The 17054-nt window shown below is 59.0% G+C and carries 16 protein-coding genes; 8 read left to right on the top strand and 8 right to left on the bottom strand.

The annotated features are described in order from the left end of the window. Positions 1–64: 64 nt before the first annotated feature. From adh to BLU28_RS05295, 3 genes are all read right to left on the bottom strand, one after another. On the bottom strand, positions 65–1582 hold the full coding sequence (adh, locus tag BLU28_RS05305; protein ID WP_004442948.1) for an aldehyde dehydrogenase: 1518 nt from the start codon (positions 1580–1582) through the stop codon (positions 65–67). A gap of 173 nt (positions 1583–1755) precedes the next feature. Beyond that, the gene (locus tag BLU28_RS05300) at positions 1756–2715 is read right to left on the bottom strand and encodes a helix-turn-helix domain-containing protein (RefSeq protein ID WP_006699467.1); all 960 of its coding nucleotides are present in this window, start codon (positions 2713–2715) and stop codon (positions 1756–1758) included. A gap of 94 nt (positions 2716–2809) precedes the next feature. Further along, the gene (locus BLU28_RS05295) at positions 2810–4891 is read right to left on the bottom strand and encodes a putative bifunctional diguanylate cyclase/phosphodiesterase (RefSeq protein ID WP_060942556.1); all 2082 of its coding nucleotides are present in this window, start codon (positions 4889–4891) and stop codon (positions 2810–2812) included. 302 nt (positions 4892–5193) lie between these two features. On the opposite strand from BLU28_RS05295, the gene BLU28_RS05290 reads away from it, so the two are divergent. The 5 genes from BLU28_RS05290 (at position 5194) to BLU28_RS05270 (ending at position 10494) form a co-directional block, all read left to right on the top strand. Next, complete coding sequence (locus tag BLU28_RS05290; RefSeq protein WP_004442950.1) at positions 5194–5802, top strand: 50S ribosomal protein L25/general stress protein Ctc; 609 nt, start codon at positions 5194–5196, stop codon at positions 5800–5802. Between the two features lie 298 nt (positions 5803–6100). Then, positions 6101–8488 (top strand): EAL domain-containing protein, encoded by a 2388-nt coding sequence (locus BLU28_RS05285; protein ID WP_077987396.1) that lies wholly within the window; start codon positions 6101–6103, stop codon positions 8486–8488. 16 nt (positions 8489–8504) lie between these two features. Continuing rightward, positions 8505–9218 (top strand): substrate-binding periplasmic protein, encoded by a 714-nt coding sequence (locus BLU28_RS05280; RefSeq protein ID WP_077987395.1) that lies wholly within the window; start codon positions 8505–8507, stop codon positions 9216–9218. A 99-nt stretch (positions 9219–9317) separates the two neighbouring features. Next, entirely contained in the window at positions 9318–10034 is a 717-nt protein-coding gene (gene pth / locus BLU28_RS05275; RefSeq protein ID WP_035209250.1) for an aminoacyl-tRNA hydrolase, read from the top strand. 7 nt (positions 10035–10041) lie between these two features. Next, a complete protein-coding gene (locus BLU28_RS05270) occupies positions 10042–10494 on the top strand; it encodes a GNAT family N-acetyltransferase (protein ID WP_077987394.1) in 453 nt (150 codons plus the stop codon). A gap of 3 nt (positions 10495–10497) precedes the next feature. Here the strand turns inward: BLU28_RS05270 and clpS are convergent, their stop codons facing one another. Continuing rightward, positions 10498–10809, bottom strand: coding sequence for an ATP-dependent Clp protease adapter ClpS (clpS, locus tag BLU28_RS05265; protein WP_006699463.1), 312 nt, complete (start codon positions 10807–10809; stop codon positions 10498–10500). Positions 10810–11050: 241 nt separating this feature from the next. Here clpS and ychF point away from each other — a divergent pair, with 241 nt between their 5' ends. The 3 genes from ychF to BLU28_RS05250 all read left to right on the top strand — a co-directional run bounded on the left by ychF (position 11051) and on the right by BLU28_RS05250 (position 13389). Next, complete coding sequence (ychF, locus tag BLU28_RS05260; protein WP_077987393.1) at positions 11051–12154, top strand: redox-regulated ATPase YchF; 1104 nt, start codon at positions 11051–11053, stop codon at positions 12152–12154. Positions 12155–12451: 297 nt separating this feature from the next. Continuing rightward, positions 12452–12925, top strand: coding sequence for a MaoC family dehydratase (locus tag BLU28_RS05255; RefSeq protein ID WP_004442958.1), 474 nt, complete (start codon positions 12452–12454; stop codon positions 12923–12925). Next, positions 12922–13389: a MaoC family dehydratase gene (locus tag BLU28_RS05250; RefSeq protein WP_004442959.1), complete on the top strand. Its 468-nt coding sequence runs from the start codon at positions 12922–12924 to the stop codon at positions 13387–13389. Before BLU28_RS05255 ends, BLU28_RS05250 begins: the two co-directional genes overlap by 4 nt. Positions 13390–13432: 43 nt before the next feature. Here the strand turns inward: BLU28_RS05250 and BLU28_RS05245 are convergent, their stop codons facing one another. The 4 genes from BLU28_RS05245 to petA form a co-directional block, all read right to left on the bottom strand. Continuing rightward, the gene (locus tag BLU28_RS05245) at positions 13433–13975 is read right to left on the bottom strand and encodes an adenine phosphoribosyltransferase (protein WP_004442960.1); all 543 of its coding nucleotides are present in this window, start codon (positions 13973–13975) and stop codon (positions 13433–13435) included. 224 nt (positions 13976–14199) lie between these two features. Continuing rightward, the gene (locus BLU28_RS05240; protein ID WP_077987392.1) at positions 14200–15087 is read right to left on the bottom strand and encodes a cytochrome c1; all 888 of its coding nucleotides are present in this window, start codon (positions 15085–15087) and stop codon (positions 14200–14202) included. Positions 15088–15109: 22 nt separating this feature from the next. Continuing rightward, a complete protein-coding gene (locus BLU28_RS05235; RefSeq protein WP_004442963.1) occupies positions 15110–16393 on the bottom strand; it encodes a cytochrome b in 1284 nt (427 codons plus the stop codon). Positions 16394–16407: 14 nt separating this feature from the next. After that, positions 16408–16986 (bottom strand): ubiquinol-cytochrome c reductase iron-sulfur subunit, encoded by a 579-nt coding sequence (gene petA / locus BLU28_RS05230; RefSeq protein WP_004442965.1) that lies wholly within the window; start codon positions 16984–16986, stop codon positions 16408–16410. Positions 16987–17054: the final 68 nt, after the last annotated feature.

Below are 17054 nucleotides of genomic sequence, written 5' to 3'. Positions count from 1 at the left end.
GGCGCCCCTGGGAACACGCCGGCGACCTGGCACCACAGCCCCTCGCCGGCTTCCGGGGAGGACCTCAGAAGAAACCAACCTTGTTCGGGCTGTAGGACACGAGCAGGTTCTTGGTCTGCTGGTAGTGGTCGAGCATCATCTTGTGGGTCTCGCGACCGATACCAGACTGCTTGTAGCCGCCGAAGGCCGCACCCGCCGGATAGACGTGATAGCAGTTCGTCCAAACACGGCCCGCTTCGATGCCCCGCCCGGCGCGGTAGGCGATGTTCGTGTCACGGCTCCAGACGCCAGCGCCCAGCCCGTAAACCGTGTCATTGGCGATTTCGAGCGCCTCTTCCACCGTCTTGAAGGTCGTGACGGAGACAACAGGACCAAAGATTTCCTCCTGGAAAATCCGCATCTTGTTGTTGCCCTCAAAGACGGTCGGCTGAATGTAATAACCGTCCTTCAGATCACCCGTCAGCGTCTTGCGGTCGCCGCCGGTCAGAACCTTGGCACCTTCCTTCTTGCCGATCTCCAGATAGCTCATGATCTTGTCGAACTGTTCCTGCGAGGCCTGTGCGCCCAGCATCGTCGACGGATTGAGCGGATCGTCCTGGCTGATGGCCTGAACGCGCTTGATCGCTTTTTCCATGAAACGGTCATAGATCGATTCATGCACCAGAGCACGCGAGGGGCAGGTGCAGACCTCACCCTGGTTCAGCGCGAAGAAGGCAAAACCTTCCAGCGCCTTGTCGAGGAAGGCATCGTCCTCATTCATCACGTCGGCAAAGAAGATGTTCGGCGACTTGCCGCCCAGTTCCAAGGTGATGTTGGTGACGTTGTCTGCGGCATAACGCATGATTTCCTTGCCGACCGAGGTGGAACCGGTAAAGGCGATCTTGGCGATGCGGTTGCTCTGCGCCAGCGGCTTGCCGGCTTCAAGGCCAGTACCATTGACGATGTTGAGGACGCCAGGCGGCAGAAGGTCTTCAATCAGCTCCATCACGATGAGAATGGAGGCCGGCGTCTGTTCGGCCGGCTTCAGCACCACGCAATTGCCTGCTGCAAGCGCCGGTGCGAGTTTCCACGCAGCCATCAGGATCGGGAAGTTCCATGGAATGATCTGGCCGACGACACCGAGCGGTTCATGGAAGTGATAGGCGACGGTATCGTTATCGATCTCACCGATCGTGCCTTCCTGAGCGCGGATGCAGCCTGCGAAATAGCGGAAATGGTCGATGGCGAGCGGGATATCCGCATTGGTGGTTTCGCGCAGCGGCTTGCCGTTATCCCAGGTTTCAGCCCGGGCGATGAGATCTAGATTGTCTTCAATGCGCTGGGCGATCTTGAGCAGGATGTTGGAGCGCTCGGTTATGCTCGTCTTGCCCCATTTGTCGCGGGCCTTGTGGGCCGCGTCGAGCGCGAACTCGATGTCGGCTGCATCCGAACGCGGCACTTCGCAGATCTTGTGGCCGGTCACCGGCGAGAGATTGTCCATGTAGCGGCCGGATTTCGGCTCCACCCACTTGCCGCCAATGTAATTGCCGTATTTCAGCTTGAAGGGCGCTTCGCCCGCTTTCTGCTGAACCTGAATATTCATGATTTCATCCTCCCTGATGAAAACGATCCTGAGCGGACCGCATGAAAGGAAGGTGGGCCCAGATGGCGCGGTTCGGTAGAGGGGCGACGCGGTTCCGCAGCGCACATTGTCTCACATCTGCGACAAAGCCGCGTTGATCCGGCGCGATCGGCCGGATCGCAACAACAAGAACGTCAATGAACGTCGAATTTCTTCATCTTGCGATGAAGCGTGGCCCGGCTGATGCCGAGCAAGGACGCGGCCTGCGTGACATTGCCGTTGGTGCGCGACAACACGCGCCGCAGCGCCGAACGCTCCGCTTCCGCGAGGTCGGAACCGCTGTCATGGCGCTGTTCCTGCAGGATATCCGCGGCCGGGAGACCCTGCGCGATGCGGGCATCGTCCAGCTTCAGCGCAAGACGAGCGGCGCGGGTCGCGCCGAGCACGAGATCGTCCTGATCCACGGCGAGCAGCGAAAGCGCCGCCCCGAACCCACTTGGCACGACGACGATGCGTGCCCCCGGAAAGGCACGGCGGAACAGATTGCCCTCGATGCGCTGCGCCGCGTCCTTCACCGCCTGGGTGACAAAAGAAAAGGTCATCTCGTTGATGTCATCGCGGCAGGTGGAAATATCGAGCGCACCCGTCACCCGGCCGGTATGATCGCGAATGGGAGCCGTGGTGCAGCACAGTTCCGTATTCGACGTGAAGAAATGCTGGTCACGATAGACAACCACCGAACGCTCGTCGACGAGCGCGGTGCCTATGCCGTTTGTGCCAACGCTCTCTTCGCTCCAGACGGCGCCGGACCAGAGGCCGAGCGCCCGGAAATCGCGATCATCGCCGGACGCGCCTCGCCGCTCCAGCGCAACGCCCTGAGCATCGGTCAGGAGCAGGCAGCAGCCGGATCTCCCGACACTGTGGAAAATTCGGTCAAGTTCGTCGGTGCTTTCGGCAATCAGGCCAGCCGCACTTTCACGGGCGCGCCGAAACTCCGTCTCGCTGAGAAAGATCGGCTTGCGATTTTCTTCCGGTGCAAGACGGTGCTTGACCATGCAGCGACGCCACGAGGCGACAATCGGCGAACTTGCGGCTGCGGAACGGTGGCGTGCGGTTTCATACACGCGTTCCGCATGGGCGATGTCTGTCGGCATGCGCTCCTCCCAAAGCTTTTGGGCGATGGTGCGCTGGAAGCGTCGATGTTTCAACAAAAAACTTCGCGACCGGCATCGGAGGCGCAGCTGACGGTCAGACCGCCTTGAAGTAACGCCTGCCGGCAGTGACCTCCGGTTCGTCCTCAACGGACAGGAAGGTGTCATCCACGAGGCTGGCAATGGATGTCAGCGGACCGGGCTTGCCGAAAAAGAAGCCCTGCACCTGTAGGCAGCCTTCGCGGCGCAGGAACTCGACATGGGCCTTGGTTTCCACACCCTCCGCAAGCACGGGAATATTCAGGCTATGCGCCAGAATGAGCGTCGAACGCACGATCGCTTCGGACTGCACATTGGTCGACAGCCCGTCGATGAAGGCGCGGTCGATCTTGATCTTGTCGAAAGGGAAACTCTGCAGCGTCGACAGCGAGGAATAGCCCGTGCCGTAATCATCCATCGCGATCTTGACGCCGAGCGCCTTGAGCTTGCGGATGGTGACGAGCGCATGGCGGTGATCGGCGATGATGCTGCCCTCGGTGATTTCCAGCTCGAGCCTTTCAGGCGCAAGGCCCGTTTCTGCCAGGATTTTTTCGACCTTGTCCGGGAACTCGTTATCCGCAAGCTGCTGCGGCGCCACATTCACCGCAATGGAAAGCGATTTTTTCCAGAGTGCCGCCTGCGCGCAGGCTTCTCTCAGAACCCACTCGCCGAGTTCGACGATGAACCCCGTCTGCTCCGCGATCGGAATGAATTCGGCGGGAGAAATCATGCCCCGATCGGGATGGTTCCAGCGCAAAAGCGCCTCGAAGCCGACGATACTGCCGCTTCTGGTGTCGTTCTGCTGCTGGTAATAAAGCTCGAACTCGTTATTGGCGAGGCCGCTGCGCATGGCGACGGCAAGCACATTGCGCTCACGCGCGGCCTCATCCATCGATTTATCGTAAAAGCAGATCGTATCCGAACTGCCGCTTTTTGCCCGGTACATCGCGACATCCGCCTGCGCCATCAGCGTATCGGCATCGATGGAGCCGGTATTGCGGACCGAAATGCCCACACTCGCACCGACCGAAAATGTCTGCCCGTTCCATTCCACCGGCCTGCTGATCTGGTCGATCAGCCTCTGGGCGAATTCGGCGCCATCGGCGCGGGTATAATAGGAATTTGTCATCGCCACGAATTCATCACCGCCCATGCGCGCCAGAAATTCGCCGGCCTTCAGCACGGAACTCGCCCGGTCGGCGATGGTGCGAAGCACGGCGTCGCCCGCCGCATGGCCGTGAACGTCATTGATTTCCTTGAAACGGTTGAGATCGATGGAAAGAAGCGCCGTGTGTGCGCCCAACGAAATATGACGCGTGCGACGATTGAGATGTTCGATGAAGGCTGCCCGGTTGGGAATGCCGGTCAGCGGATCGTGCAGCGAAAGATGGCGATAGCGGGCGACCGCCTGCTGGGTGGACTGGGCGTCGATGACATAAGTGGAAAGCCCCAGCGCCAGCAGCAACAGCGTTACCGCAATGGCACCTCCGCCCATGATGGCCGGCGGCAGCAGATTTTCAGGAATGATGATACGCGGGTCGAAGGCGAAAGACATGGAGGCCATGCCCGTATAATGCATCGACGCTATCGCCAGGATGAGAAACGCCACCGCGCTGTACTGGCAGAACCGATTGACGGGCCGCGAGACCCGATTGACTGCAACGGCGCCCAGCACTGCCCCCAGCACGAGGGACGCGATGACATAATTCTGATCCCAGAAAATCATGCCCTGAACATTGTAGGCCGCCATGCCGGTGTAATGCATGGCTGCAATGCCGAGACCAAGGATGATCCCGCCGGCTTCCACCAGCACGCTGCGTCCGCCATAGGCAGAAATTCCGAAACCGGCAGTCGTTGTGGTAATCGCAATCAGAAGTGACAGCCCGGTCAGATACGGATCGTATCCCACGTCACCCGCGGCAACATAGCCCAGCATCGCCACGAAATGGGTGGTCCATATCGCCGCGCCGCCATTGACACCTGCCAGAAACAGCCAGTTGACCTTCTGCACCCCCGTCGCCAGACGTGCTTTCGAAAAAAGGCGCATCGACACGAAACTACCGAGCATGCAGACGAAAACCGCTGCGACGGTATATCGATAGTCGTGATCGATGGTAAGGCACTGGAGAACTTTGAGCATTGTCATCTACGCAATTGGAATTTCGCGTAGCCTTATCATTCGCCAAGTTTTCGCCCGGTTTACATGAATGGATAAGCACATATTAAAAGTTGCAACATGCGAGTGAATTAGTACAACCTAATAAACCCGCAAGGCGTGCGATCAAAAAGCAGGCCTCTCTTGTCTTTGTCTCCCGTTTGTATTATAGCGCCCGCACCCGTGTAGACACCCTTGGAGGCAACGCGGGTGGGATGGCGCTTGCCGCCTCCCCAGTTCAGCGCCCGCGGGCATGAACTCTCCATATAACCTCGAAAGGAATTGCCATGAGCAAAGAATCGTATGAGCTCAAGGCCGAGGCGCGCGAACGAGTTGGTAAGGGGTCCTCTCGTGAACTTCGCCGCAACGGTTTGATTCCCGCTGTCATCTATGGTGACAAGCAGGCCCCCATTTCTATCGCCCTGTCCACCAACGAAGTCACCAAGCGTATCCACGCCGGCGGTTTCATGACGACGGTTGCGACGATCGACGTCGACGGCAAGAAGATCAAGGTTCTCCCGAAGGATTACCAGCTTGATCCGGTCCGCGACTTCACCATGCATGTCGACTTCCTGCGCGTTTCGGGCAACACGCTCGTCAACGTCGAAATTCCGGTTCACTTCGAAAACGAAGAAAAGTCGGACATCAAGATCGGCGGCGTTCTGAACATCGTTCGCCACACGGTGGAATTCCACTGCCCGGCCAACGACATTCCGGAAGCCATCACGGTTGACCTCTCCGGCCTGAAGATCGGCGACAGCGTTCACATCTCGAACGTCAAGCTGCCGAAGAACATCACGCCCGTTATCGCCGACCGTGACTTCACGATCGCAACGATCGTTGCCCCGGCAGCAGGCGTTGAAGAAGAAGCAACTGAAGAAGCTTCCGAGGAATAAAATCGGCGGCCGCAAGGCCGGACAGCTTTGAAGAACGAGGCCCGTTCCGTTTCCGGAACGGGCCTTTTAGTTTTTATGAACTTTAAAAACAGAAAGCCCGCTCCCCGCCAGCGATGCGGTTCGTGTTTCAGCGTCGATTAACACTTCCATGAAACGATACCCTTGCGCCCTCATGGAAACACCGGCGGGTCGAGAAATAGCGTGGGGAAAGGGCTCGGCCCGGGATCTGACGCATCTCTGTCCGAAAGGATGAAACAGGGCGCAGCAAGTCTGGGGCAAAGGGTAGCTGCAATCGAACATGGCTCATTCCGTCGAAAGTCGCTTTATCGCGATTGTTTCCGGCGCACTTCTTACAGTGGTCGCCCCGCTCTTCACGCTTTTGCTGACACTTTCCTATAACGAGGCTATTCGCAGCCAGCGCAACCATATCGAAATTCTGCTGTCGACGAATACGCAGGCGCTGGCCCGCCCCCTGTGGGACCTCGATGACGACACGATAAACCAGATTACCGGAACCCTTGTCTCCGATCCCATGATCCGTATGGTCGAGGTCAAGGATACGTCCGGCCAGCTTGATGTTGTTCAGACCGCCGGCAGCGACATCTTCCAGGATGCCGCCTCGACGACGCGCGAGGTCATCTACAAGACGACCAAGGGGCCCGTCACGGTCGGCCAATTGACGGTGTATTACGATGATGTCGGTCTTCTGACCTCCCTCAGCCGCACCGAACTGGCCTTTATCACGATTTTCATCCTCGCCATTCTCACCATGGTCCTTGCCGCCATTGCCGGTAACCGCTTCATGGTCATCCGCCCGCTGATGCGGCTGGCCGCGGCAATAGAAGCGACACGACGCCTCGGCTCCCGCCACCACGTCGACTGGCGGTCGAAAGACGAGATCGGCCGGCTGGCGAAAAGCTTCAACGAAATGCAGAGCCAGCTCGAAAAAGAAGAGCTGGAGATAAAGAACGCCCACGCCCGCAAGACGGAAATCTACAACCGCACGCCGGCCATGCTGTTTTCGCTGGACAGGCACGACAGGATCGCCGCCGTCAGCGACTACTGGGTGCAGGCTACCGGTTATGACCGCGCCAGAATACTCGGCCTGAATTTCGCCGACCTCATCCACCCCGATGACCGGACATTATTCCAGGAACGCAGGGCGGCGCATCAGGCGGCTGACACCCAACAGGCAGGCATCACCGTTCGCTTCCACTGCAGGGATGGCAGCGTCATGGATGCCCTTATCCTAGAAAAAGCCCTCGATTCCGGCGATACGGCCCATCACAGCACCTGCCTCTGCGTTATGACCGACGTGACCGAACTTCGGCAGTCGGAAAAGCGTAATCGCCAGCAGGCCATTTCCGACCATCTGACCGGCCTCTTCAACCGTCAGGGCTTCGAGGCCATCCTCGACCTGCAGATTCGCGATGCGGACAGGAACGGCAGCGAACTCGCGTGCCTGTTCATAGATCTCGACCGGTTCAAGGCCATCAACGACAATCTCGGTCACGCCGCAGGCGATGCCGTTCTGCGCGAATTCACATTAAAACTGCAGCCGCTGCTGACACCGCTGGACAGCGCCTCGCGTCTGGGCGGAGACGAGTTCGCAATCCTGCTGGCCGGTGACAAGGTGGAAGAGCGCGCCCTGCAGTTCTGTGAGCGCATCTGCACCCTGCTGGACACTCCATTTGAAATCGAGAACAACAGCATCCGCCTCAGCGCCAGTATTGGTATGGCGGTCTACCCCCTTCACGCCGCGAGTGCCTCCGAGCTTCTGCAGAACGCCGACATGGCCATGTATACCCGCAAGCGGACGGGCAAGAACGGCTCCCAGGTCTTCGACAGCTCGATCATGGACAGGGCCCGCGAACATGCGGAACTGGAACGGGATATCGCGCAGGCGCTTTCCGAAGACTGGTTCGAGGCCTATTTTCAGCCAATTCAAAACATTGCAACCGGCCAGACAGCGGGTTTCGAGGCCTTGCTGCGCCTCAACCATCCGGATAAGGGGCTGCTTTCCCCCGCAGCCATCATCAGCCTTGCGGAAGAGAACGGAACCATTCACCGTATCGGCAACGTGATCCTTGATCAGTCGGTCGCCAATCTCGCCAGGCTGTCGCGCCTGCCGGGCATGGCGCAAACCTATGTGGCGGTGAATTTTTCGCCATTGCAGTTCGAACCGGGACTGCCGACACGCATTGCCGGACTGTTGCACCGGCACGGCATTCTTCCCGGGCGGCTGGTCATCGAAATCACCGAAGCGGTCATCATGAAGGACGATCCGCAGATCCGGGCGATCCTCACCGCCATCCATCAGCTGGGTTGCCGCATCGCGCTGGATGATTTCGGCACGGGTTACTCGTCGCTCAGCTATCTCAGCCGCTTTCCGGTCGATATTGTAAAGATCGACCAATCCTTCACCCGCTCGATCTGCGACGATACGGTGGAAATCCGGCAGCGCAACCGCATGCTGGTCGAAGGTATCGCAGCCATCTCGCATAAGATGAATTGCGCTGTCATCGCCGAGGGTGTCGAGACGGAGGAGCAGAAGCTGCTTCTGGCGGATATGGGTGCCGATTATGGCCAGGGTTACTTTTTCGCTCGCCCGCAGCCCATCGAGCGGCTGATTGCCGCCTATGAGGCCGGGTCTGGACAAAGCCGCGCAGCGGCGCGACAAGCCTGAGCCGCGGGGAGTAGTCATGGGATTGATCCGCTTTTTCCTGGTCTTTCTTGCTCTTGCCAATCCCGTCTGCGCGGCCAAGCTTTTCCTGACCACGGAAGTCTACCCGCCCTACAACCTGCAGGGCAGTGACGGCAGCGTACGCGGCGTCTATTTCGACCAGCTCAAGATCATTCTTGAGGACACCGGCACCAGCTACGAGGTCGCCGTCATGCCGTGGGCCCGGGCGATCGCCCTTGCCACAACACAGCCGATGCATTGTGCCTTCGCCACGGCGAGGACCGCCGAGCGGGAAAAGCTCTTCAAATGGGTCTCGCCAATTCATTTCGATCGCAACATTCTCGTGGCGCGGCGCAAGACGAATATCAACGTCCTGAGCCTCGAAGACGCCAAGAAATACCGGGTTGGAACCCAGCGCGGCGACTACACCGAAACCCTTCTGGAAACGCTCGGTTTTCCGCAGGTGGATGTCGGCGCGGATTTCGAGATCACGCTTCACAAGCTGACGGCCGGACGCATCGACCTTATGCCCATGTCGGAAAGCACCTTCAAGAGCCTGCCGGCGCACACTTTCAGGGAAGTGATAACGCTGTCGAGACAGCAGCTTGGGCTTGCCTGCAACAAGAGCGTGCCGGACGAGGTTATCGCGAAATTGCAGGCCCGTCTCGATGAGCTGATCGCCGACGGGACACAACAGCGGATCTTCGACCGTTACGATCTCATCAGGCCCTGAGCGTCGGCCGGCATTGCCGCAACCCCACAAAAAGATTGACAGCCAGCGGATTTCAGGGTGGTGACAACAGCATCATCAGGCACAACGCGGACATGCTTCATGAAGATCATCGCAGGACTTGGTAATCCCGGCACGCAATATGCCGGAAACCGGCACAATATCGGCTTCATGGCGGTGGATGCGTTACAGCGCCTGCCTTCGTTCGCGCCCTGGTCAAAGAAATTCAAGGCCGAGATTTCCGAAGGCGAGATCGTCGGAGAAAAGGTCCTGCTGATGAAACCGCAGACCTATATGAACCTGTCGGGCGAATCCGTGGGCGAAGCGATGCGCTTCTTCAAACTCACGCCGGCGGACATCATCGCCATCCATGACGAACTCGATCTTCCGGCCGGGCGCGTGCGCATCAAGACCGGCGGCGGTCACGGTGGCCATAACGGCCTGAAATCGCTCGACGCCCATTGCGGCAAGGACTACCGACGCCTGCGCCTCGGCATTGGGCATCCCGGTGACAAGGAGCGCGTGCATGGCCATGTGCTGGGGGATTTCGCCAAGGCCGACCGGGTCTGGCTGGAGCCGCTGCTGGATGCGATTGCCGACAACGCCGCCATGCTGGTGAAGGCGGAGGATTCCCAGCTGATGAACAAGCTGGCGCTGGCCACGGGCAGGAAGCCCGAGGCCGAGAAGCCGGCCAAGGCAGCCAAACCCACCGCGCAGTCTCATATCCACCAGGCACGCAACAGCGCCCAGCCTAAAAAGCTGCCGGAGACCGGGCCGATGGCCGAGATGCTGAAGCGGATGTTCGGCAAGAAGGATTAGATCGCGAATGTCTTCGAAGACCATCGCCCCGCGCGAAGCCGGAACCAGCGATCTGGCTGGATTGCTTGATCTCTACCGGGCGCTTAATCCATCCGACCCGGAAATGACGACGGAAGAAGCAAAGACGGCTTTTGCGGCCATGCTCGCCCAGCCGGGTCTGACCGTGTTTCTTGCGACCGAAGGCGAGGAAGCGGTCGCTACCGCCACGCTGCAGATTGTTCCAAATCTCACGCGCGCCGCCCGTCCCTATGCTCTTATCGAAAACGTGGTGACAATGGAAAACCGTCGCGGCCGCGGATATGGCCGCGCGGTCGTGCGCCATGCCGTCGAGGCGGCTTTTGCGGCGAATTGTTACAAGGCGATGCTGCTGACAGGGCAACAACGCCCGGAGGTTCACGCCTTTTACGAAAGCTGCGGCTTCGTGCAGAACAAGACCGGTTTTCAGATCCGGCAGGATTGATGCTCACTCCTCCGGCTCGGTCGTGAACATCAGCGGAAATCCCGCTTCCTTGCCGAGATCGGTCGCCTCCTTGGCCTTCGTCTCGGCAATATCACGTTCGCAAACGACGACCACCGCGCTGCCGAAACGGTGCGCCGTCATCATCACCCGGTGGCCGGCCTCCTCGCTCATGCGGAACACGGCTTTCAGCACCACAGTCACGAACTCACGTGGCGTATAGTCGTCATTCAGCAGAATGACCTTGTAGAGCTTCGGCCGCTCCAGCTTTGGCTTGACCTTCGGTTTTGGTTTGAGATCGACAGGACTGTCGCTCATCATGGCCGCTCGTGCCTGCCGTTCATCGCGGTTGCTCATGGGAAAACCCCGTTGATGACGAAAGATCGATCGCTTGACCCGCTTATATTGCGCCGCAACCACGCCATCGGCAAGTCTGTCAGGAATTCCTCGCCTTTAAGAAGCCTTTGCCGGCCCAAATCGACCCGCGGGCTTGACCTTCCCCCGCCCTTTCCGCAAAAGGCTCCTCAACGAATTCTTTCAAACGGACAGGTTTCAAGCCATGGGCTTCAAATGCGGTATCGTTGGATTGCCGAATGTCGGCAAGTCCACTCTTTTTAACGCGCTGACGAAAACGGCCGCCGCACAGGCCGCCAACTATCCCTTCTGCACCATCGAACCGAATACCGGCGAAGTGGCGGTGCCCGATGCGCGCATGAAAATCCTTGCCGACATCGCCGGCTCGAAGGAAATCATCCCGACCCGCATCTCCTTCGTCGATATTGCCGGTCTGGTTCGCGGCGCATCGAAGGGCGAGGGTCTCGGCAACAAGTTCCTCGCCAACATTCGCGAAGTCGATGCCGTCGTACACGTGCTGCGCTGCTTTGAAGACGACGATATCACCCATGTGGAAGGCCGCATCAACCCGGTTGGCGATGCCGAAACGATCGAGACCGAGCTGATGCTCGCCGATCTCGAAAGCCTGGAACGCCGCGTCGAGCAGACGCGCAAACGCGCCACCAGCAAGGACAAGGAATCGCTGGCCCAACTGCCTGTCATGGAAGCCGTCATCGCGCTGCTCACCGACGGAAAGCCGGCACGCCTGCTTTTGAAGACACTGGCGGACGAGGAAATCGAAATCCTCAAAGGCCTCAACCTTCTCACATCGCACCCGGTGCTTTATGTCTGCAACGTCTCGGAAGCCGACGCATCGTCCGGCAACGAGCACACAGCAGCCGTCGCGGAAATGGCGAAGCAACAGGGTGCGGAATGCGTGATCATCTCGGCGGCGATCGAAGCCGAAGTCGCGCAGCTTCCAGCCGATGAAGCCGAAGAATTCCTCTCGGCCCTTGGTCTTAACGAGGCCGGCCTCGACCGGCTGATCCGTGCGGGATACCACCTGCTCGACCTCATCACCTATTTCACCGTCGGCCCCAAGGAAACACGCGCATGGACGATCGTGCGCGGCACCAAAGCACCCGCCGCCGCGGGCGTCATCCACAGCGATTTCGAACGCGGCTTCATCCGCGCCTTCACCATCGGCTTTGACGATTACGTTACCAACAAGGGCGAAGTCGGCGCCAAGGAAGCTGGCAAGGGACGCGACGAAGGCAAGGAATATGTGGTTCAGGACGGTGACGTCATCCACTTCCGCTTTAATACCTGATTTGATCTGAACGGGCTTGCTTCTTTTATGGGGCGGACCCAGCCGCTTGTTTCTTCTCCCCGACCGGGGAGAAGATTGCCCCAAGGGTCGGATGAAGGGCGACGTTGCCGCAGCTCGCTACCTTCGCCCGCTTCATCCCGCTGCCGCGACCTTCTCCGCGGCGGGGGAAGATGCGAGACGCATCCGCTCGCTCCATAGCGCCTTCCCGCTCCGATATTACGCCACCGATTTGACCTTTACGTAAAGGGAAAAATCCTCTTAGATGCGACGGTATTGACTGTGCGAAGGGAGGAAACCATGGCGCCGGTCGCGACCTATGCTTACGAGGATTTCACGGTAGGGCGGGAGTTTCCGCTTGGACCGCAACCGATCTCCGCAGGGCAGATCATTGCTTTCGCCAGCGAATTCGATCCGCAACCCATGCATCTTTCCGAAGAAGCAGGCCGCCAGAGCATTCTTGGTGGGCTTGCAGCTTCCGGCTGGCACACCTGCAGTCTGCTGATGCGAATGATGGCGGACAGCTATATCTCGGATTCGACGTCGCAGGGCAGCCCCGGCATCGACTACGTTGATTGGAAGAAGCCGGTTCTGGCAGGAGATACGCTTTCTGGGAAATCCATCGTGCTGGAGCAGCGCCCTTCGGCTTCGCGCCCCGGTATCGGCCTCGTGAAATTTCGCCACGAGCTTTATAACCAGCGCGACGTTCTGGTGTCGCACGGCGAAAACACCGTGATGTTCCTGATGCGCGGCAATGGAGGTATTGCGGCATGAGACTGGCAGAACTCTCCCCGATCGGCGAACGAGTGACCCTCGATACGCTGCATTTTTCCGCCGAAGACATTATTCGCTTCGCCCGCGATTTCGATCCGCAGCCATTTCATCTTGATGCCGAAGCCGCAAAGAACAGCGTTTTCGGCGCACTTTGCGCATCTGGATGGCACACTGGTGCAGGCTGGATGAAGTGTTTTCTCTCGTACTGGGCCAAAGAGGTTAAAAGACTGAAGCTTGAGGGCCTTGAACCGCCAAAACTCGGCCCTTCACCGGGCTTTCGCGAACTTAAATGGAAAAAGCCGGTCTTCGCGGGAGACGATGTCACCTACTTCGTCACCCTGCTCGATACCCGGGCGCTGGAATCCCGGGCCGGTATCTGGCTGAATACCACATTTAACGAAGGGGTCAACCAGTCGGGAGAGACCGTCCTGACTTTCCAGAGCGGGGTTCTGGAATTCGAATAAGCGAGCGTCGGGGCATGTCATTGCGACCTGCCCCACCCGCCGCTCAATGACCGGAAAATTCCACCAGGGTCCGTACCTCGACACCGAGGTCCTCGAGTTTCTTGCGGCCGCCGAGATCAGGCAGATCGATAACGAAGCAGGCGGAGACGATCTCCGCGCCCATCTGGCGCAAAAGCTTGACCGCGCCCTCGGCAGTCCCGCCGGTCGCAATAAGGTCATCGACCAGAATGACCTTTTCACCCGGCTGCACCGCATCAACATGCATTTCCATTTCATCGACGCCGTATTCCAGGCTATAGGCAACCCTTACAGTGGCATGCGGGAGCTTGCCCTTCTTGCGGATCGGCACGAAGCCGGCCGAAAGCTGATGCGCCACCGCGCCGCCCAGAATGAAGCCGCGCGCTTCCATGCCCGCGATCTTGTCGATCTTCGTTCCCGCATAAGGTTGTACGAGTTCGTCCACGGCGCGGCGGAATGCGCGGGGATTGCCAAGCAACGTGGTGATGTCCCTGAAGATGATGCCCGGCTTCGGATAGTCGGGAATGGAACGGATGGCAGCGGAAAGCTCCGAAGCGATAACGGTCATGGTATTTCCAGTTAAAAATGGGAAATGGATGGTTCGGGCCACCCTATCAACTTGACGGCGGCGCACCAACTAAAAAGGACCGGCGCAACCTTCGGCCAACGCGATTGGTATGGAGCATCGCAATCCGCATCTTGTGAACGACAACCAGGTCAATACCAGACTTCTAATAAAAAGGCCCCCATGGAGACCATGGGGGCCGATGACTGCCGGCACCGTAGTGCCGATCAATGTTCCTTGTTGGCGTAGACCGATCTCTTGGTGAGATAGATCAGCGCGGTGAAGATGAACAGGAACACCATGACCATGAAGCCGGTGCGCTTGCGCTCTTCCAGATGCGGTTCTGCAGCCCACATCAGGAAGGCGGCCACATCCTTGGAATACTGATCCACGGTCTGCGGCGCGCCATCGTCGTAAGTCACCTGATCGGCGCTGATCGGCGGCGCCATCTTCAACGCGACCGCGCTGACGAAATACGGATTGAAATGTGTGCCTTCGGCCACTTCAACACCAGCCGGCGGGTCCTGATATCCGGTCAGCAGCGCATGGATGTAGTCCGGGCCGCCCTCCTGATAACCGCCGACGATCGGGATCATGTCGATGATGAATTGCGGGAAACCACGCTCCACGCCGCGCGCCTTGGCAAGCAGCGACATGTCTGGCGGTGCGGCGCCACCATTGGCGGCAGCAGCCGCCTCATGGTTCGGGAATGGCGACGGGAAATGATCTGACGGCACGGCCTTGCGATTATACATTTCGCCGTCGGCATTCGGACCGTCCTGCACTTCATATTCAGCGGCGAAAGCCTTTACCTGCTCTTCCGAATAGCCAAGATCCTCCAGCGTACGGAAAGAGACAAGGCTCATGGAATGGCAGGCCGAGCAGACTTCCTTGTAGACCTTGAGACCACGCTGCAGCTGGCCTTTGTCATATTTGCCGAAAGGACCGGCAAATGACCAGCTCTGCTCCTCGGGCTTGATCACCGGGAAGTGGCCCCCGGCAATCGCATGTTCCGTCTTGGTGGCGAGGTCATGGCTCTCCTCCGCCGCCGAGGCGACGGTGAAGGAACAGCCGATGGCGGCGAAAAGCGCGATGCTCGTTACAAGCTTCTTCATTGTCGTCATCCTTCCTTCGCGCTCAGATTTCGGCAGCCGCAGGCGCGGCACCCGACTTGGCGGCGTTCTTTTCGAGAACGGCCTCGGTAATCGAATTCGGAATACGCCGGGGCGTTTCGACCAGACCGAGGATCGGCATGATGACGAGGAAGAAACCGAAGTAATAAAGCGTGCCGATCTGCGACATGATGACGTAGGTGCCTTCCGCCGGGCGCGAACCCAGCCAGCCGAGCATGATGGCATTCACCACGAATAGCCAGAAGAACATCTTGTACCAGGGACGATAGACGGCGGAGCGAACCTTCGACGTATCGAGCCAGGGCAGGAAGAACAGCACGACGATTGCGCCGAACATCACGAGAACGCCACCCAGCTTGGAATCGATGACCCAGATGTTGAAGGTGATGGCGCGCAGCATGGCGTAGAACGGCAGGAAGTACCATTCCGGAACGATATGCGCCGGGGTCTTCAAGGGATCTGCCATGATGTAGTTATCAGGGTGGCCAAGGAAGTTCGGCATGTAGAAGACGAACCAGGCATAACCGATCAGGAACACGGAAACACCGAGCGCATCCTTCAGCGTCGCATAGGGCGTGAAGGGAACGGTGTCGGTCTTGCTCTTCACTTCGACGCCGGTAGGATTGGTCTGGCCGGTGACGTGCAGCGCCCAGATATGCAGGATAACGACGCCCGCAATCATGAACGGCAGCAGATAGTGAAGCGCAAAGAAGCGGTTCAGCGTCGGCTGATCCACGGCAAAGCCGCCGAGCAGGAACTGCTGGATCCATTCGCCGATGGCAGGAAACGCCGTGAAGAAGCCGGTGATGACGGTCGCTCCCCAGAAGGACATCTGGCCCCAGGGCAGAACATAGCCCATGAAGCCCGTCGCCATCATCAGCAGGAAGATGACGCAGCCAAGAATCCAGAGGATTTCACGCGGCGCCTTGTAGGAGCCGTAATAGAGGCCACGGGCGATGTGCAGGTAAACCGCGATAAAGAAGAACGACGCGCCGTTGGCATGCATGTAGCGCAGCAGCCAGCCGTGGTTGACGTCGCGCATGATCTTTTCGACGGAATTGAAGGCAACCGTCGTTTCGGCCGCATAATGCATGGCCAGAACGACGCCGGTGAGGATCTGCACGATCAGCATGACGGAAAGCATCGCGCCGAAAGTGTAGGCGTAGTTCAAATTACGCGGGACAGGATAGGCAACGAAGCTGTCATAGATCATGCGCGGCAAGGGAAGCCGCGAATCGATCCACCTCTCGATGCCGGTGGACGGCTGATAACTGGAATGACCACTCATGAATATCTGTCCCCTTATCCGATCTTGATCACGGTATCGGATGTGAATGCAAATGTCGGGATGGCGAGGTTCTGCGGCGCCGGACCCTTACGTATGCGGCCCGCCGTATCGTAGTGCGAGCCATGGCAGGGACAGAACCATCCGCCGAAATCGCCGGCCTGGCCGAGCGGAACGCAGCCGAGATGGGTGCAGGAACCGACCATGACGATCCAGTTTTCCTTACCCTCGCCGGCGGAACGGTCGATATCGGTCGCCTGCGCGTCGGCGGCAATGTTGGCGTTGCGCGCCACCGGATCCTTGAGTTCGCCAAGAGCGACCGCCTTGGCTTCCTCGATTTCCTTTTCCGTGCGGTTGCGGATGAAAATCGGCTTGCCGCGCCACTTGACGGTAAGTGACATGCCCGGCTCGACCGCCGCGACATCCACTTCGATGGAGGCCAGCGCCAGCGTCGATGCATCGGGGCGCATCTGGTCAATGAAAGGCCATGCAACTGCGGCGGCACCGACGGCGCCCGCCATTCCTGTCACTAGATAAAGAAAATCGCGACGGGTCGGTTCACCCGAAGCGTCGTGATTGGTTACGTGCTCGCTCACCGCTACACCATCCTCTGCGCTGTTTTTGCCGTAAATCGCATGAGTCCTCCCGCTATGATTTGATCCAG

This window comes from Agrobacterium pusense (assembly GCF_900102105.1).
Classification (GTDB): domain Bacteria; phylum Pseudomonadota; class Alphaproteobacteria; order Rhizobiales; family Rhizobiaceae; genus Agrobacterium; species Agrobacterium pusense.
This window is presented reverse-complemented; position numbering and strand designations above follow the sequence as displayed.

What these genes read in the sequence shown, in the direction of transcription:
- BLU28_RS05270 (WP_077987394.1), top strand. Translation starts at nt 10,042, where the DNA reads ATGTCTTCGAAGACCATCGCCCCGCGCGAAGCCGGAACCAGCGATCTG.
- BLU28_RS05235 (WP_004442963.1), bottom strand. Translation starts at nt 16,393, where the DNA reads ATGAGTGGTCATTCCAGTTATCAGCCGTCCACCGGCATCGAGAGGTGG.
- BLU28_RS05285 (WP_077987396.1), top strand. Translation starts at nt 6,101, where the DNA reads ATGGCTCATTCCGTCGAAAGTCGCTTTATCGCGATTGTTTCCGGCGCA.
- ychF (WP_077987393.1), top strand. Translation starts at nt 11,051, where the DNA reads ATGGGCTTCAAATGCGGTATCGTTGGATTGCCGAATGTCGGCAAGTCC.
- BLU28_RS05240 (WP_077987392.1), bottom strand. Translation starts at nt 15,087, where the DNA reads ATGAAGAAGCTTGTAACGAGCATCGCGCTTTTCGCCGCCATCGGCTGT.
- BLU28_RS05255 (WP_004442958.1), top strand. Translation starts at nt 12,452, where the DNA reads ATGGCGCCGGTCGCGACCTATGCTTACGAGGATTTCACGGTAGGGCGG.
- clpS (WP_006699463.1), bottom strand. Translation starts at nt 10,809, where the DNA reads ATGAGCGACAGTCCTGTCGATCTCAAACCAAAACCGAAGGTCAAGCCA.
- BLU28_RS05250 (WP_004442959.1), top strand. Translation starts at nt 12,922, where the DNA reads ATGAGACTGGCAGAACTCTCCCCGATCGGCGAACGAGTGACCCTCGAT.
- BLU28_RS05295 (WP_060942556.1), bottom strand. Translation starts at nt 4,891, where the DNA reads ATGCTCAAAGTTCTCCAGTGCCTTACCATCGATCACGACTATCGATAT.
- BLU28_RS05300 (WP_006699467.1), bottom strand. Translation starts at nt 2,715, where the DNA reads ATGCCGACAGACATCGCCCATGCGGAACGCGTGTATGAAACCGCACGC.
- adh (WP_004442948.1), bottom strand. Translation starts at nt 1,582, where the DNA reads ATGAATATTCAGGTTCAGCAGAAAGCGGGCGAAGCGCCCTTCAAGCTG.
- BLU28_RS05280 (WP_077987395.1), top strand. Translation starts at nt 8,505, where the DNA reads ATGGGATTGATCCGCTTTTTCCTGGTCTTTCTTGCTCTTGCCAATCCC.
- pth (WP_035209250.1), top strand. Translation starts at nt 9,318, where the DNA reads ATGAAGATCATCGCAGGACTTGGTAATCCCGGCACGCAATATGCCGGA.
- BLU28_RS05245 (WP_004442960.1), bottom strand. Translation starts at nt 13,975, where the DNA reads ATGACCGTTATCGCTTCGGAGCTTTCCGCTGCCATCCGTTCCATTCCC.
- BLU28_RS05290 (WP_004442950.1), top strand. Translation starts at nt 5,194, where the DNA reads ATGAGCAAAGAATCGTATGAGCTCAAGGCCGAGGCGCGCGAACGAGTT.